Below are 15,984 nucleotides of genomic sequence, written 5' to 3' on the forward strand. Positions count from 1 at the left end.
GTTGCGCGATGCGTGAGGGAACGTGGGGGCTCGGCTTGGTTTTTGTGGTGGGGCAGAAATCGAGCGCCGCCCGCGCGGCGCATCGCGGATAAATCCGCTCCCACATTTGTTGCAACGTGCCATGGTCTGTGAGGCCATGGTTGTCCGCCTTTGGCGCCCGCCGAGAAATCAAGGTGAGCCTCGCGCCCACAAAAAAATCGCGTCGTGCCACCAAGGCTGGCAACCATGGCCTACCAGACAGAGGTACGTTGCAACAAATGTGGGAGCGGATTTATCCGCGATGCGCCGCGCGGGCGGCGCTCGATTTCTGCCCCACCACAAAAACCAAGCCGAGCCCCCACGTTCCCTCACGCATCGCGCAACAGATCATGCGCATCCAACAACCGGAACGCCACCTGCGGATTACGCTCCAACCCCCGCCGAATCGCCGCCGGAATCGCCTGGCGCGTCTTGCGACATAGCCCAGGCTGGGCATCGAGCTCGATGACGATCCCGCGCATGGTCCGCACCTCGTTGAACCCCGGTGCAATGCGCACGCGAATGCCCAGGTTGTCGAACATCCGCACCTGCAGGCGCTGCAGGTCTTCAAGGTCCTTCACATGCTCCAGCCGTTCGATCAGGCGCTTTTCTTCCTGCCGGGTGAGCAGCAGGATGCGCTGGGCCGCTGGCGGCTGCTCGGCCAGCTTTTCGCGGCCGCAGTCGCAGGCGCCAGGGGGGCAAGGTTGGCGGAAATTGGGCGGTGTGCTCATGGGGCAAGCATAGCCGCAACCACAGGTCTGTGGGAGCGGGCTTGCCCCGCGAAGAGGCCGGCATTGCTCAGCTCAAGGCTCGAACCCTTCCACGATGATCACCTGCGCCTTGGCCACGCCCTGCCGATGGCCACAAGCCTCCTGATACAACGCAGACCGATAGCACGCCACCGCCTGCTCATACGAATCAAATTCGATCACCACGCTACGCTGCGGCGTCGGCCGCCCTTCCATCGCCTCGCTGCGCCCGCCCCTGGCCAGAAAGCGCCCGCCAAACGCTGCGAACGCCGCCGGCGCGCGCTGGGTGTACTGCTGGTACTGCTCAGGGTCGGTCACATCCACATGGGCGATCCAATAGGCTTTCATCCGCTGCTCTCCTGTTGCAAAACTATTTGTGTATGATGGTATACCATAAAAACCACCCCATCACCGTGAGCGTGCAGCAATGGCATTCAACCGCATCGAAGAACTCCTCGAGGACTACCGGCAAGGCAAGATGGTGCTGCTGGTGGACGACGAAGACCGCGAAAACGAAGGCGACCTGCTGATCGCCGCCGAGCGCTGTGACGCCCAGGCCATCAACTTCATGGCCCGCGAAGCGCGCGGCCTGATCTGCCTGACGCTGACCGACGAGCACTGCCAGCGCCTGGGCCTGGAGCAGATGGTGCCGGCCAACGGCAGCGTGTTCAGCACCGCGTTCACGGTATCCATCGAGGCCGCCACGGGCGTGACCACCGGCATTTCCGCCGCCGACCGGGCGCGCACCGTGGCCGCGGCGATGGCCGCCGATGCCCGCCCCGAAGACCTGGTGCAGCCGGGCCACATCTTCCCCCTGCGCGCCCGTGAAGGCGGCGTGCTGACCCGCGCCGGGCACACCGAGGCCGGTTGCGACCTGGCCCGGCTGGCCGGCTTCAGCCCAGCGTCGGTGATCGTCGAGGTGCTCAACGACGACGGCACCATGGCCCGCCGCCCGGACCTCGAAGTGTTCGCCGCCCGGCATGGCATCAAGATCGGCACCATCGCCGACCTCATCCACTACCGCCTGAGCACCGAGCAGACCATCAAGCGCATCGGCGAGCGCGAGCTGCCGACGGTGCATGGCACCTTCCGCCTGGTCACCTACGAGGACCGCATCGAAGGCGGTGTGCACATGGCCATGGTGATGGGCGATATCCGCCGCGAGCAGCCGACGCTGGTGCGGGTGCACGTGATCGACCCACTGCGCGATCTGGTCGGGGCCGAGTACGCGGGGCCGGCCAACTGGACGCTGTGGGCGGCGCTGCAGAAGGTGGCCGAGGAAGGTGCCGGGGTGGTGGTGATCCTGGCCAACCACGAGTCTTCCCAGGCGTTGCTGGAGCGCGTGCCGCAGCTGACCCAGCCGCTGCGGCCTTATCAGCGCGGGCAGTCGAAGGTGTATTCGGAGGTCGGCACCGGGGCGCAGATTCTGCAGGATCTGGGCGTGGGCAAGCTGCGCCACCTGGGGCCGCCGCTCAAGTATGCGGGGCTGGCGGGGTATGAGCTGGAAGTGGTGCAGAGCATTCCGTTCGAGCCGGGGATGGTTGGCTGAGGCACAGAAGGCTGTGCTGTTCCTACCCTGTGGGAGCCGGCTTGCCGGCGATAGGGCCCGAGCAAGCAATGCACATTTGCCTGCCCTGGCCTCATCGCCGGCAAGCCGGCTCCCACAGGAATTGCGCAATGTGAGGCAGCAAAACCACGGAGTGATGGCCGGTAGCCTCCCCCTCTTGCCAAAAGTTTGGAATACCATAATATGATATCCCGTAGACCTTGAATTAACAGGCCGCCGCCTAAACTGAAAAAACGGCCACCCCACACATTGTCGAAGCTGCTCCCCGAATACTGTTGGCGGGCGCACCACCAGCCCCGCCTCGAATAACAAAAGCAACGAGGGCGTAACCATGCTGTTGAGCAAACGTGTAACCGCAGTGCTGTCTGCCAGCCTGTTGACCCTGGCCTGCCAGGCCGTGCAGGCCGCTGACAGCCTCAACTTCGTCAGCTGGGGCGGGACCACCCAGGACGCCCAGAAAGAAGCCTGGGCCGTGCCCTTCAGCAAGGCCACCGACATCAAGGTGGTGCAGGACGGCCCGACCGACTACGGCAAGCTCAAGGCCATGGTCGAAAGCGGCAACGTGCAGTGGGACGTGGTGGACGTGGAGGCCGACTTTGCCCTGCGCGCCGCCAGCGAAGGCCTGCTCGAACCCCTCGACTTCAACACCATCCAGCGCGACAAGATCGACCCCCGCTTCGTCTCCGACCATGGCGTCGGTTCGTTCTTCTTCTCCTTCGTGCTCGGCTACAACGAAGGCAAGCTCGGCGCCAACAAGCCGGTGGACTGGACGGCGCTGTTCGACACCAAGACCTACCCCGGCAAGCGCGCGCTGTACAAGTGGCCAAGCCCCGGCGTGCTCGAACTGGCCCTGCTGGCCGACGGCGTAGCCCCCGACAAGCTCTACCCGCTGGACCTGGACCGCGCCTTCAAGAAGCTCGACACCATCAAGAAAGACATCGTCTGGTGGGGCGGTGGCGCCCAGTCCCAGCAACTGCTGGCCTCCGGTGAAGCCTCGCTCGGCCAGTTCTGGAACGGCCGCGTCTACGCCCTGCAGCAAGACGGCGCGCCGGTGGGCGTGAGCTGGAAGCAGAACCTGGTCATGGCCGACTTCCTGGTCATCCCCAAAGGCGCCAAGAACAAGGACGCGGCCATGAAGTTTCTGGCCAACGCCAGCAGCGCCGATGGCCAGGCCGCGTTCGCCAACAAGACCGCCTACGCCCCGGTAAACGTCGACAGCGTGGCCAAGCTGGACAAGGACCTGGCCCCCAACCTGCCGACCGCCTATGCCCAGGACCAGGTGACCCTGGACTTCGCCTACTGGGCGAAGAACGGCCAGGCCATCGCCGCACGCTGGAATGAGTGGCTGGTGAAATGAAAGTCGCCATCAACGCCCTGCACAACGCCCAAGGTGCCCCCACGGGCGCCGGCGCACCGGGCGCGGCCAGCCGCCGCGAACCCATGAGCCGGCGCTGGAAAGGCAGCCGCAACCTACTGCCGGCCTTGCTGTTCCTGGGCCTGTTCTTCTTCGCGCCATTGATCGGCCTGCTGCTGCGCGGCGTGCTGGAGCCAGTGCCGGGGCTGGGCAACTACGAGCAGCTGTTCGCCAACTCGGCCTATGCGCGAGTGCTGTTCAACACCTTCTCGGTGGCCGGCGTGGTCACCGTGATCAGCGTGCTGCTGGGCTTTCCGCTGGCCTGGGCGATCACCCTGGTGCCCAACGGCTGGGGCCGCTGGCTGCTGAACATCGTGCTGCTGTCGATGTGGACCAGCCTGCTGGCGCGCACCTACTCCTGGCTCGTGCTGCTGCAAAGCTCGGGGGTGATCAACAAGGTGCTGATGGCCCTGGGCATCATCGATGCGCCGCTGGAGATGGTGCACAACCTCACGGGCGTGGTGATCGGCATGAGCTACATCATGATCCCGTTCATCGTGCTACCGCTGCAGGCGACCATGCATGCCATCGACCCAATGGTGCTGCAGGCAGGCTCGATCTGCGGTGCCAGCCCCTGGACCAACTTCTGGAAGGTGTTCCTGCCGCTGTGCCGCTCGGGGCTGTTCTCCGGGGCGCTGATGGTGTTCGTGATGTCGCTCGGTTACTACGTGACCCCGGCGCTGCTGGGCGGCGCGCAGAACATGATGCTGCCCGAATTCATCATCCAGCAGGTGCAGTCGTTCCTCAACTGGGGCCTGGCCAGCGCCGCCGCCGCACTGCTGGTACTCATCACCCTGGTGCTCTTCTACCTGTACCTGAAGCTGCAGCCGGAATCCCCGGTCGGCAACGCGAGGTAAACCGCCATGCTGCTTTCACCCAATGCCATGGGCCGCCCGCTGCGCACCGGCCTGTACCTGACCACCGGGGTCATCGCCGCCCTCCTGCTGCTGCCGGTGGTGTTCATCGTGCTGCTGTCGTTCGGCTCGTCGCAATGGCTGGTGTTCCCGCCGCCTGGCTGGACCTTCAAATGGTACGCCCAGTTCTTCGCCAACCCTGAGTGGATGGACGCTGCCCTGGCCAGCCTGAAGGTGGCCGTGCTGACCACCGTGTGCGCCGTGCTGCTGGGCCTGCCCACCGCGTTCGCCCTGGTGCGTGGCCGCTTCCCCGGCCGCGAGATGCTCTACGGGCTGTTCACCATGCCGATGATCGTGCCGCTGGTGATCATCGCGGTGGCGGTGTACGCGCTGTTTCTCAAGCTCGGCTACACCGGCACGCTGTTCGCCTTCGTGGTCAGCCACGTGATCGTCGCCCTGCCCTTCACCATCATTTCGATCATCAACTCGCTGAAGCTGTTCGACCAGTCGATCGAGGACGCCGCGGTGATCTGCGGCGCCTCGCGCCTGCAGGCGATCTTCAAGGTGACCTTCCCGGCGATTCGCCCAGGGATGATCGCCGGCGGCCTGTTCGCCTTCCTGGTCTCCTGGGACGAGGTGGTGCTCAGCGTGATGATGGCCAGCCCCGACCTGCAGACCCTGCCGGTCAAGATGTGGACCACCCTGCGCCAGGACCTGAGCCCGGTGATCGCCGTCGCCTCGACGCTGCTGATCGGCCTGTCCTTGCTGGTGATGGTCATTGCCGCCGCCTTGCGCCGGCGTAGCGAAGTCAACGCCTGAGTGCCCGGAGACAACAACAATGAGTGCAGTGATCAAAGACAACGCGCACACCCAGACCCTGGTCAGCCTGCGCGGCCTGAACAAGCACTACGGCGACTTCACCGCCGTGGACAACCTGGACCTGGAAATCCAGGACGGCGAATTCCTCACCTTCCTCGGCTCCAGCGGCTCGGGCAAATCCACCACCCTGTCGATGCTGGCCGGCTTCGAAACCCCCAGCAGCGGCGAGATCCTGGTCGAGGGCCAGTCGCTGGTGAACGTGCCGCCGCACAAGCGTGACATCGGCATGGTGTTCCAGCGCTACTCGCTGTTCCCGCACCTGAACGTGCGCGACAACATCGCCTTCCCGCTGGCCATCCGCAAGCTCGGCGCCGCCGAGATCAACAAGCGTGTCGACGCCATGCTCAAGCTGGTGCAGCTGGAGAAGTTCGCCCACCGCAAGCCCTCGCAGATGTCCGGCGGCCAGCAGCAGCGCGTGGCGATCGCCCGCGCCCTGGTGTACGAGCCGCGCATCCTGCTGATGGACGAGCCGCTCGGCGCGCTGGACAAGAAGCTGCGCGAAGACCTGCAGGATGAACTGCGCCAGCTGCACCGGCGCCTAGGCATCACCATCGTCTACGTCACCCACGACCAGGAAGAAGCCATGCGCCTGTCCCAGCGCATCGCCATCTTCAGCCACGGCAAGATCGTTGGCCTGGGCAGCGGCTACGACCTCTACCAGAACCCGCCCAATGCCTTCGTCGCCTCGTTCCTGGGCAACTCCAACTTCCTGCGGGTCAAGGCCAGCGGCCATGGCGCCGGCAGCTTCGAAGGCCAGCCGCTGGCACTGCGCCTGACCCCGGGCCTGGCGGTCGGCCAGGAGGCGTTGGTCATGGTGCGCCCGGAAAAGGCCCTGGCCCTGACCGCCGAGCAGGCCGCGCGCGAACCGCTGCCGGCGGGCTGGAACGAAGTCATCGCCAAGGTCGGCGAGGTGTTGTTCCTGGGCGAAAGCCAGACCTGCCACGTGATGACCCCGGGCGGCACCGAGCTGACCGTGAAAGCGCTGTCTGCCGCCGGCATGCCGATGCAGCCGGGAGACACGGTGAAGGTGCGCTGGGCGGTGGCCGATGCCTGCATCTACACCGAGTGGGCGGAAAGTGACTTGAGCAAGGCGGCGGGGGCGCATTGAGCACTGGCAACCGGTAAATGATTGACGCGCGCGCCGACCAATGGTCAGATGCGCGCCAGTTTCAGGTGTCCTGCGCCGCCGTGCGCAGGGTGAAACGGGAAGCCGGTGAGTCGTGGTCCACGACGAGTCCGGCGCTGCCCCCGCAACGGTAAGCGAGCGATGCCTTCGACACACCACTGTGCACCTGCATGGGAAGGTGAAGGCCTCATGACCCTCGCAAGCCCGGAGACCGGCCTGAAGCGTTCACTTGGCAACCCGCGGTGGGCGGGCGCAGGCCGGTATCCGCGTGCGCGCCTGCGTATTCGGTGCACCGTTGCGTGTTTTCCACCGGGATCCATTCATTCCTGCAGCAGTGGAAAGACATGTCCCGTTCGTTCAAGCTTCACCCTCTGGCGGCCTGCCTGGCCGTGAGTTTCCCCGCCTTGGCCGACCAGCCGCAGCGCCCGGTGCTGGCACTGCCGTCCACCGCCATCACCGATACCCGCGATGACTCGCACATCGACCTGGCCACGCCGACCCCGGCAGGTTCGCGGCTGAACCTCAGCGCCCTGGAAACCCCGGCCAGCACCAGCAGCATCAGCGCCGCAGAGATCGACCAGCGCAACAACCTCACCGTGCAGGACGCCGTGACCCGCTCGCCCGGCATCACCTTCGTCGGCAGCCCGGGCGATGGCGGCACCGGCCTGTCGGCGCGCGGTTTCAGCGGGCATGGCTCGGTGATGACCCTGTTCGACGGCGCGCGCCTGTACACCGGTGCCGGCACCCAGACCTTCCCGGTCGACCCGTGGATGGTCGAGCGCATCGATGTGATCCGCGGCCCGGCCTCGGTGCTGTATGGCGAGGGCGCTACCGGTGCGGTGATCAACGTCATCCCGAAAAAGCCCTTCGCCGGCGAGATCCACAACCACCTGCGCCTGGGCTACGGCTCGTGGGACCGCCAGCAGCTGGGCCTGGACAGCGGCGGCAGCCTGAGCGAGCGCCTGAGCTACCGCCTGACCCTCAACCAGCAGGCCGGCAACGGCTGGGTCGACCGCACCGACTCGCGCAGCCTTGCACTGAGCGCGGCGCTGCGCTTCGACGCCAGCGACGACCTGAGCTTCACCCTCGCCCACGAGCGCGGCGATGCCCAGCCTGCCAACTACTACGGCACCCCGCTGATCGACGGCCACTACCGCAGCAGCCTGCGCAAGAAGAACTACAACATCCACAACGATGTGCAGCGCTACCACGACGAATGGACCCGCTTCACCACCGACTGGGCGCTGAGCGACCAGGTCAGCGCCAGCAACCAGCTCTACTACATCAAGAGCCGCCGCCACTGGCGCAACGCCGAGGACTATAGCTGGGACAGCGACCGCGAGCAGCTGCTGCGCCAGAGCTACCTGGAAATCAAGCACAACCAGGAGCAGATCGGCGATCGCCAGACCTTCACCTTCGACCACTCGCTGTTCGGCCTCGCCAGCAAGACGATGGTGGGCGCCGAGTACAACAAGGTACGCTTCAACGTCGACAGCAACGCGCCGTACAACGACGTCGGCGGCGACTACATCGACCCCTGGCAGCCGACCCCGGGCTGGTTCCACAGCGACTCGCCCACGCGCCCGCAAACCCTGTCCACCACCCACACCTTCGCCCTGTTCGCCGAAAACCGCCTGCAGCTGACCGAGCGCCTGTCGCTGGTGACCGGCGTGCGCCGCGACCAGAACCACATCGACCGCGACAACCTCACCAACGACACCCGCAGCGACCGCAGCCTGGATGGCGGCAACTGGCGGGCGGGATTGGTGTATGCGCTCAGTGACGACCTGTCGCTGTACGGCCAGTACTCCACCAGCGAGGATGGGGTGAACAACCTGATCAGCCTCAGCCCCACGCAGATGCACTACGACCTGACCGAGTCGAAGCAGACCGAGCTGGGCCTCAAGCAGCGCTTCTGGCAAGGGCGCGGCGAGTTGACCCTGGCCGCCTTCCACATCGTCAAGAAGAAGCTGCTGGTGGACGACCCGATCACCCACGAGAAACAGCAGGCCGGGCAGCAGACTTCCGATGGCCTGGAGGCGACCCTGGAGCTGGCCCTGCCGCAGCAGTGGCAGGTTTCGGCCAACGCTTCGGTTGTGCGCGCCAAGTATGACGATTTCGACGAGATGGTCGGCGGCGTGCCCCAGGAGCGCGCCGGCAATCGCCCGGCCAACGTGCCACGGCGCACGGCCAACCTGTGGCTGAGCAAGGGGTTTGGGCAGCAGGTGGAGGCTGGCATCGGGGCACGCTATGTGGATGAGCGCTATGCCAACACTGCCAATACCCAGAGCGCGCCGGGGTACACCGTGGTCGATGCCAACATTGGCTGGCAGGTGCTGCCGGATGTGCGCTTGGGGTTGCAGGTGAACAACCTGTTCGACCGCGAGTATGTGGCTTCGGCGTTCAGTGGCACGCAATGGATCATGGGGGTGCCGCGGTCGTATTTCGCCACGGTGGACTACAGCTTCTGATTTGAGTTGATTGCACTGGCCCCATCGCCGGCAAGCCGGCTCCCACAGGTCGCGTGCCCGACGCGGTCGGCGTGGGAGCCGGCTTGCCGGCGATAGGCCCAGTACTGCCAACACAAAAACAATTTTCACCTGTAAATCAAAAAGCTATAAGATAACGTTTCATTTGACATTCATTCCTGCCTGCGACCCTCTTCCATGACCAGCGCCGCCACCCCCACCCAGCTCACCCAGCGCCTGCAGAGCATCGACGCCCTGCGCGGCCTGGTGATCCTGTTCATGCTGCTCGACCACGTGCGCGAAACCTTCTTCCTGCACCGCCAGGTCAGCGACCCGATGGCCATCGACGCCACCGACCCCTCGCTGTTCGCCAGCCGCACCCTCGCTCACCTCTGCGCCCCAGTGTTCGTCCTGCTCACCGGCCTGTCGGCCTGGCTGTACGGCGAGAAGTACCCGGGCCGCAGCGCTGTCTCGGCGTTCCTGTTCAAGCGCGGCCTGTTCCTGGTGGTGCTGGAGTTCACCCTGGTGAACTTCGCCTGGACCTTCCAGCTGCCGCCCAGCGTCATCTACCTGCAAGTGATCTGGGCCATCGGCGTCAGCATGATCGCCCTGTCGCTGCTGGTGTGGCTGCCGCGCCCCGCCCTGCTCGCACTCGGCGCCCTGATCGTCGCCGGCCACAACCTGCTCGACGGCCTGCATTTCGGCGTGGAATCGGCGATGCATGTGCCGTGGGCGATCCTGCATGACCGCGGCTGGCTGGAAGCCTCGGAAAACCTGCGCCTGCGCACCTCCTACCCGGTGCTGCCGTGGATCGGCGTGATCGCCCTGGGCTATGGCCTCGGCCCCTGGTTCGCCCGTGGCAGCGATGCACAACAGCGCCAGCACCAGTTGCTGCTGGTCGGCATCATCGCCCTGCTCGGCTTCATGGTGCTGCGCATGCAGAACGGCTACGGCGAATCGCCGTGGAGCGGCTACCCGACTTTGACGCAAACCCTGATGAGCTTTTTCAACATCACCAAGTACCCGCCTTCGTTGCTGTTCCTGGCCCTGACCCTGGGCTGCGGCCTGCTGTTGCTGCGCGCCTTCGAACGCGCAGGCCAGGCGCGCTGGATCAGCGCCCTGGCAGTGTTTGGCGCGGCGCCGATGTTCTTCTACCTGCTGCACCTGTACGTGCTGAAGCTGCTGTACCTGGCCAGCGTGGCCCTGTTCGGTCGCAACCATGGCGACTACTTCGGTTTCGACGGCATCGGCGCAGTGTGGCTGACCACCGTGCTGCTGGCCGTGGCGCTGTACCTGCCGGTGCGCGGCTTCGCCCGGCTCAAGGCGCGCCGGCGTGACATCGCCTGGCTCAAGTACCTGTGAAGCGCAGTTCACCCGGCATGCAGCCCCGTGTTGCCCTGCTGCTCAGCGCCCTGGCGCTGCTGACCCTGCTGGCGGCCGTGCTGGCCGGCACCGCCATTGGCGAAACCGCGCTGTCGCCGCAGCGGGTCTGCCAGGTGCTGGCCAACCACCTGTGGCAGGCCGGCTACCCGCTCGACCCCATCGACGCCGGCATCGTCTGGAACTACCGCCTGCCGCGCACCCTGGTCGCCGCCGCCTGCGGCGCCGGGCTGGCGACCTGCGGGGTGATTCTGCAGGCGCTGCTGCGCAACCCGCTGGCCGAGCCCTACCTGCTCGGTTTGTCGGCAGGTGCCTCGACCGGTGCGGTGCTGGTGGGCCTGGTGGGGTTGGGAGGCGCGGCCCTGAGCCTGTCCGCCGGTGCCTTCATCGGCGCGCTGGCGGCCTTCGCCTTGGTGCTGTTGCTGGCCCGTGCGGCCGGCGCGGATAGCCACAATGCCCAGGTGATCCTCGCGGGCATCGCCGGCTCGCAACTGTTCAACGCCATTACCGCCCTGCTGATCACCCAATCGGCCACCGCCGAGCAGGCGCGCGGCATCCTGTTCTGGCTGCTGGGCAACCTCAGCGGCGTGCGCTGGCCGTCGGTGTGGCTGGCGCTGCCGGTGGCGCTGTGCGGTTTGCTGGTGTGCCTGTGGCAGCGCCGGGCCCTAGATGCTTTCACCTTTGGGGCAGACTCGGCCGCCTCGCTGGGCGTTGCCGTGCGCCCCACGCAGTTGCTGCTGGTGAGCTGCGCGGCACTGGTGACCGCGGTGATGGTGTCGATCGTCGGCGCCATCGGTTTCGTCGGGCTGGTGATTCCGCATGCCTTGCGCCTGCTGCTCGGCCCCGGCCACAGCCGCCTGTTGCCGGCCAGTGCACTGGGGGGCGCGTTGTTCCTGATTGCCGCCGACGTGCTTTCACGCACATTGATCGCCGGCCAGGTGATCCCGGTGGGCGTGGTCACGGCACTGATCGGTGCCCCGGTGTTCGCGCTGATCCTGGTCAGCCGCCGAGGGCGCCCATGACCGCTATGAACCTGCCGCACCTGGCCCCCCTCGCCTGCCAGGGCCTGAACTTTCAGCTGGCGGGCCAGCCGGTGCTGCGCGATATCGACCTCAGCCTGATAGCGGGCGAAACCCTCGGTATCGTCGGCCCCAATGGCTCGGGCAAGTCGTCGTTGCTCAAGCTGCTGGCCGGGCTGCGCACGCCGCACAGCGGCAGCGTGCAGTTGCTCGGCGAGCCCATCGCGCGCCTGCCCCGGCGGCGGATTGCCCAGGCCCTGGCGCTGGTCGAGCAGCAGGCCGACACCCTCGATGCCATCCGCGTGTTCGATGCCGTGGCCTTGGGGCGCACGCCGTGGCTGTCGGCGCTGGCGCCGTTTTCCAGCGACGATCACGCCATCGTCGAACAGGCCCTGGCCGACGTCGATGCCAGCCACTTGCGCACGCGCCTGTGGGGCGCGTTGTCCGGCGGCGAGCGCCAGCGCGTGCACATCGCCCGGGCCTTGGCCCAGCGCCCGCAAGTGCTGCTGCTGGACGAGCCGACCAATCACCTGGATATCCAGCATCAGCTGAGCCTGCTGCAGCAGGTGCAGGCCTTGCCGGTAACCAGCCTGGTGGCCCTGCACGACCTGAACCAGGCACTGACCTGCGACCGGGTGGCGGTGCTCGACCAAGGCCGCCTGGTGGCCCTGGGCAAACCGCTGGAGGTGCTCACGCCCGAGCGCCTGCTGAGCACCTTCGGCGTGCACGCCCACTACCTCACCGACCCCTTCGACGGCGCCCGCATCCTGCGTTTTCGTGCCCCCTGACCCTGGAATTACCGCCATGCCCCTGCGCCCCTGCGCCCTGCTGTTCGCCAGCGCCGTGTTGCCTGCTGCCGCGCTGGCCGACTCTGCGCAGTCGCAAAGCCGCGGGTTGCTCGAAGACAGTAGCTGGAGCCTGCTCAACCGCAGCGTGTACGACCAGCGTGACTACAAGCACGGTGCGCGCAACGGTGCCGCACGCAACGCCTACAAGCCGCGCAGCGAGCGCAACGGCCTGGCTGGAGAATGGGCCTACGGCTTGATGGGCACGTTCCAGTCCGGCTTTACCCAGGGCCTGATCGGGGTTGGCGTCGATGCCCACGCCTACCTGGGCGTGCAGCTCGACAGCGGCGGCGGCCGGGCCGGCAAGGCGCGCCTGCTAGGCCTGGACAATGACGGCCACCCAAAGCATGAATACAGCCGCGGGGGTGCGGCGGTGAAGTTACGTACGTCCAATACCGTACTGTCCTACGGCGAGCAGCGGGTGAAGACGCCGGTGTTCAGCTCTTCCGACAGCCGCCTGCTGCCCGAAACGGCGACCGGGTTGTTTCTCGCCAGCAACGAAATCGACACGCTGAAGCTGGTCGCGGGCCACTTCAACGAAAGCACCGACCGCAACGCCTCGAGCCACGACCAAGGCTTCGTGGTGAACTACTCCAACGGCCGCCAGGGCACTGCCTTCGACCTTGCCGGCCTGGTGTGGAACCCAGGCGCCGCATTCAGCGCCAGCCTGTATACCTCCCGCTATGAAGACACCTGGAACCAGCACTACCTCGGCAGCACCCTGGCCCACGCCCTGGGCGCGCACCGCAGCCTGAGCCTTGACCTCAACCTGTACCGCACCACCGACACCGGCAAGGCCCTGTCCGGGCGCATCGACAACACCACCTGGAGCCTGGTCTCGCGCTACAACCAGGGGCCGCACGGCTTCAGCCTGGGCTGGCAGCAGGTCGACGGCAACACACCGTTCGACTATGTGACCCGCGGGGCGATCTACCTGACCAACGCGGTGCAGATGTCCGACTTCAACGCACCCAACGAGAAGTCCTGGCAGGCGCGCTATGACCTGAACATGGGCGCCTACGGCGTGCCCGGCCTGAACCTGTCGGCGCTGTATGTGCGGGGTTTCGATATCGATGGCAGCCATGTCGACGCCAACGGCGGCTACGCCTACCTGGGCTATGGCCAGGGCGGCAAGCATTGGGAGCGGGACCTGGAAGCGCGCTATGTGGTGCAGAGCGGCAAGGCCAAGGGCACGACCTTTTCGCTGCGGCATAACGTGCATCGCGGCAATACGGCGCAGGCGGAGCTCGATGGCAACCAGCTCCGCCTGGCGGTGGAGTGGCCGTTGAGCGACGGGTTCTGAGAGCCCTGTGGGAGCCGGCTTGCCGGCGATGAGGCCGGGCCAGACAACGCCATTTTGATGCGGCTGTTCGGGCCCTATCGCCGGCAAGCCGGCTCCCACAGAGACAGCATTGCAACACACTCGTGTGTGGGTGGCTCAACCCTCGAAGTTGATCACCATGCGGCCCTTGATCTTGCCTTCGAGCATCTCGTCGAAAATGGCGTTGATGTCTTCGATCGGGCGCAGTGTCACCTTCGGCACTACCTTGCCTTGCGCAGCGAATTCGAAGGCTTCGACCAGGTCCTGACGGGTGCCGACCAGCGATCCCACCACTTCGATGCCATCGAGCACCAGGCGCGGGATGTCCAGGCTCATGGCCTCGGACGGCAGCCCCACGGCCACCAGCCGGCCACCGGCACGCAGCGCATCAACCGCCGAGTTGAAGGCGCTTTTCGACACCGCCGTGACCACGGCCGCATGCGCACCGCCGGTCTTTTCCTGAACGATCTTGGCCACATCCTCGCTGCGCGGGTTGAGCACCAGGTCAGCGCCCATCTCGCGGGCGAACTGCAGCTGCTCGTCATTCACATCGATGGCGATGACCCGGGCATTGAAGACGTTTTTCGCGTACTGCAGGGCCAGGTTGCCCAGGCCACCCAGGCCATAGATGGCAATCCACTGCCCCGGGCGGATATTCGAAGATTTAACCGCCTTGTAAGTGGTCACCCCGGCGCAGGTGATGCTGCTGGCTGCGGCAGAGTCGAGGCCGTCTGGCACTTTCACCGCGTAGTCGGCCACCACGATGCACGACTCAGCCATGCCGCCGTCTACGGTGTAGCCGGAGTTCTTCACTTCGCGGCACAGCGTCTCGTTACCGCTGTTGCAGTACTCGCAATGCCCGCAACCCTGGTAGAACCACGCCACGCTGGCCCGGTCGCCCGGCTTGAGCGACGTCACCCCCGGCCCGACCTCGACCACCACGCCAATCCCTTCATGGCCTAGCACCACGCCGGTCTTGTCGCCGAAATCACCATTTTTCACGTGCAGGTCGGTGTGGCAGACACCGCAGCACTGCATCTTCAGCAACGCTTCACCGTGCGCCAGCGGCCTCAGTGACTTTTCCACCACCTCGACGCGGCGCCCTTTGGCAACAACTGCAGCTTTCATGAATGCCTCCTTGTCTACCTGAGTGAGCTTGACTTGAAGGGTTCAGCATAGAGCCGATTTGCGCGAAGGGATTGCTTCAGGTCAAAAAGCGGCCGCTCAGTCAAGGCTCAGCCAGGGTTTGAGCGCTGGCCGGTTGGCCAGCACCAGCTGCTGCGCCTCGGGCCTGGCGTCGTGCATGCTCGGGTTCACGTGGAAGCGCCGCACCACATACTTGGCCAACGCCTGAGAGCTAGGCACCACCAGGTGGCCATCGAGCATGCCGAAGTCCACTTCGATGATCGCCTGCTGCGCATCCGTCAGCCGCTCGTCCGGCTTGAAGATCACATCGATCGGCGTGTTCCATTCCACATCGAGGTCCATGCCGTTTTCGGTCACTTCATCGCGTAACTCCGGCACACCACGGAAACGGCTGAGCACGAAGTCGCGGTACTTGCCGTTCTTCTCGCAGTACGCCCGCACATGCCAGCGCATGCCGGTGTAGACCAGCGTATGCGGCGCGATGGTGCGCCCTTCCAGCGCCGGGCTGTTGAAGGACACATAGTCGATGTCCAGGCGCCGCTTCTCGCGGCAGGCCTTGAGCAACGGGCGCAGCACCTCGGGCTTGACCGAGCGGTCCGGCACCTTGAGCACTTCGGTATGCCCGTAGGCCAGGGCCAGGCCTTCGATATGCGGCGCACGCTCGTTGTTCTGGTTGAGCAGGTCGAGGTAGGCGCTGGCGCTGTCATCGATGAACAGCGGCTTGAACTGCCGGGTGGGCACGTAGCCTTTGATCTGTTTGTCGTAGACCAGGTTCTTCGAGGCGTAGTCGCTGATGTAGGTGTTGATGTCCTTGGACGCCTGCTGGCGGCTGATGCCAAAGCTCTGCATCAGGTGGTTGGTGGTCAGCCGCCCTTCCCACCACACCACCGTTTCGATCAGGCGGTAGCGCAGGGCCAGGTCCCAGCGGGTCTGTTCCATTCGTTGCGTGCGTTTCATCCAGGAGCCTGCGTTGTCTGATAAGTGCCATGACGTGTCGTCAAATCCTACGTGTCAGGTATGACGCGAAGCAAGTGATAACGCATGTGTAAAGTAAACGGACACATCCACTGCAACCCCAGCATCGCGCGATATCAGCGCCTTGAGCATCCCTAGGCCACGGCACTCGGCGGTTGTACCCCATACCGCGATATCAAAATGCCTTCTCCCTTTGATCACGACGCGCCATCGGACCTGTACC

14 protein-coding genes and 1 riboswitch are annotated in these 15,984 nt (G+C 65.6%); of the genes, 10 read left to right on the forward strand and 4 right to left on the reverse strand.

The genetic code is table 11. The annotated features are described in order from the left end of the window. Positions 1 to 347: 347 nt before the first annotated feature. Positions 348 to 749: a hypothetical protein gene (locus L6D75_RS12220; RefSeq protein WP_176514492.1), complete on the reverse strand. Its 402-nt coding sequence runs from the start codon at positions 747 to 749 to the stop codon at positions 348 to 350. Positions 750 to 821: 72 nt separating this feature from the next. Continuing rightward, entirely contained in the window at positions 822 to 1,115 is a 294-nt protein-coding gene (locus tag L6D75_RS12225) for a DUF1330 domain-containing protein (RefSeq protein ID WP_176514490.1), read from the reverse strand. A 79-nt stretch (positions 1,116 to 1,194) separates the two neighbouring features. Here L6D75_RS12225 and ribBA point away from each other — a divergent pair, with 79 nt between their 5' ends. The 10 genes from ribBA to L6D75_RS12275 all read left to right on the forward strand — a co-directional run bounded on the left by ribBA (position 1,195) and on the right by L6D75_RS12275 (position 13,622). Further along, positions 1,195 to 2,316: a bifunctional 3,4-dihydroxy-2-butanone-4-phosphate synthase/GTP cyclohydrolase II gene (gene ribBA, locus L6D75_RS12230; RefSeq protein WP_176514488.1), complete on the forward strand. Its 1,122-nt coding sequence runs from the start codon at positions 1,195 to 1,197 to the stop codon at positions 2,314 to 2,316. Positions 2,317 to 2,665: 349 nt separating this feature from the next. Continuing rightward, entirely contained in the window at positions 2,666 to 3,691 is a 1,026-nt protein-coding gene (locus tag L6D75_RS12235; protein WP_176514486.1) for a polyamine ABC transporter substrate-binding protein, read from the forward strand. Beyond that, entirely contained in the window at positions 3,688 to 4,605 is a 918-nt protein-coding gene (locus L6D75_RS12240) for an ABC transporter permease (protein ID WP_176514484.1), read from the forward strand. The genes L6D75_RS12235 and L6D75_RS12240 overlap by 4 nt, the downstream gene beginning before the upstream one ends. A gap of 6 nt (positions 4,606 to 4,611) precedes the next feature. Beyond that, a complete protein-coding gene (locus tag L6D75_RS12245) occupies positions 4,612 to 5,421 on the forward strand; it encodes an ABC transporter permease (protein WP_176514482.1) in 810 nt (269 codons plus the stop codon). Positions 5,422 to 5,440: 19 nt separating this feature from the next. Further along, entirely contained in the window at positions 5,441 to 6,589 is a 1,149-nt protein-coding gene (locus L6D75_RS12250) for an ABC transporter ATP-binding protein (protein ID WP_176514480.1), read from the forward strand. A 46-nt stretch (positions 6,590 to 6,635) separates the two neighbouring features. Continuing rightward, a riboswitch (cobalamin riboswitch) is annotated at positions 6,636 to 6,841 on the forward strand. Positions 6,842 to 6,951: 110 nt separating this feature from the next. Then, on the forward strand, positions 6,952 to 9,078 hold the full coding sequence (locus L6D75_RS12255; protein WP_176514478.1) for a TonB-dependent receptor: 2,127 nt from the start codon (positions 6,952 to 6,954) through the stop codon (positions 9,076 to 9,078). Between the two features lie 195 nt (positions 9,079 to 9,273). Next, positions 9,274 to 10,437, forward strand: coding sequence for an acetyltransferase domain-containing protein (locus L6D75_RS12260; protein ID WP_176514476.1), 1,164 nt, complete (start codon positions 9,274 to 9,276; stop codon positions 10,435 to 10,437). Positions 10,438 to 10,454: 17 nt separating this feature from the next. Next, positions 10,455 to 11,477 carry a FecCD family ABC transporter permease gene (locus L6D75_RS12265; RefSeq protein WP_176514474.1) on the forward strand — a complete coding sequence of 341 codons (1,023 nt, stop codon included), beginning with the start codon at positions 10,455 to 10,457 and terminating at the stop codon, positions 11,475 to 11,477. After that, entirely contained in the window at positions 11,474 to 12,262 is a 789-nt protein-coding gene (locus tag L6D75_RS12270) for an ABC transporter ATP-binding protein (protein WP_176514471.1), read from the forward strand. The genes L6D75_RS12265 and L6D75_RS12270 overlap by 4 nt, the downstream gene beginning before the upstream one ends. A gap of 16 nt (positions 12,263 to 12,278) precedes the next feature. Next, positions 12,279 to 13,622 (forward strand): OprD family porin, encoded by a 1,344-nt coding sequence (locus tag L6D75_RS12275; RefSeq protein ID WP_176514469.1) that lies wholly within the window; start codon positions 12,279 to 12,281, stop codon positions 13,620 to 13,622. Between the two features lie 135 nt (positions 13,623 to 13,757). Here L6D75_RS12275 and adhP read toward each other — a convergent pair whose 3' ends face one another. Both adhP and L6D75_RS12285 read right to left on the reverse strand, forming a co-directional pair. After that, positions 13,758 to 14,768: an alcohol dehydrogenase AdhP gene (gene adhP, locus L6D75_RS12280; RefSeq protein WP_176514467.1), complete on the reverse strand. Its 1,011-nt coding sequence runs from the start codon at positions 14,766 to 14,768 to the stop codon at positions 13,758 to 13,760. Positions 14,769 to 14,864: 96 nt separating this feature from the next. Then, a complete protein-coding gene (locus L6D75_RS12285) occupies positions 14,865 to 15,743 on the reverse strand; it encodes a WYL domain-containing protein (protein ID WP_176514465.1) in 879 nt (292 codons plus the stop codon). Positions 15,744 to 15,984 lie beyond the last annotated feature (241 nt).

The sequence above is a fragment of the Pseudomonas faucium genome, assembly GCF_021602585.1.
GTDB lineage: Bacteria > Pseudomonadota > Gammaproteobacteria > Pseudomonadales > Pseudomonadaceae > Aquipseudomonas > Aquipseudomonas faucium.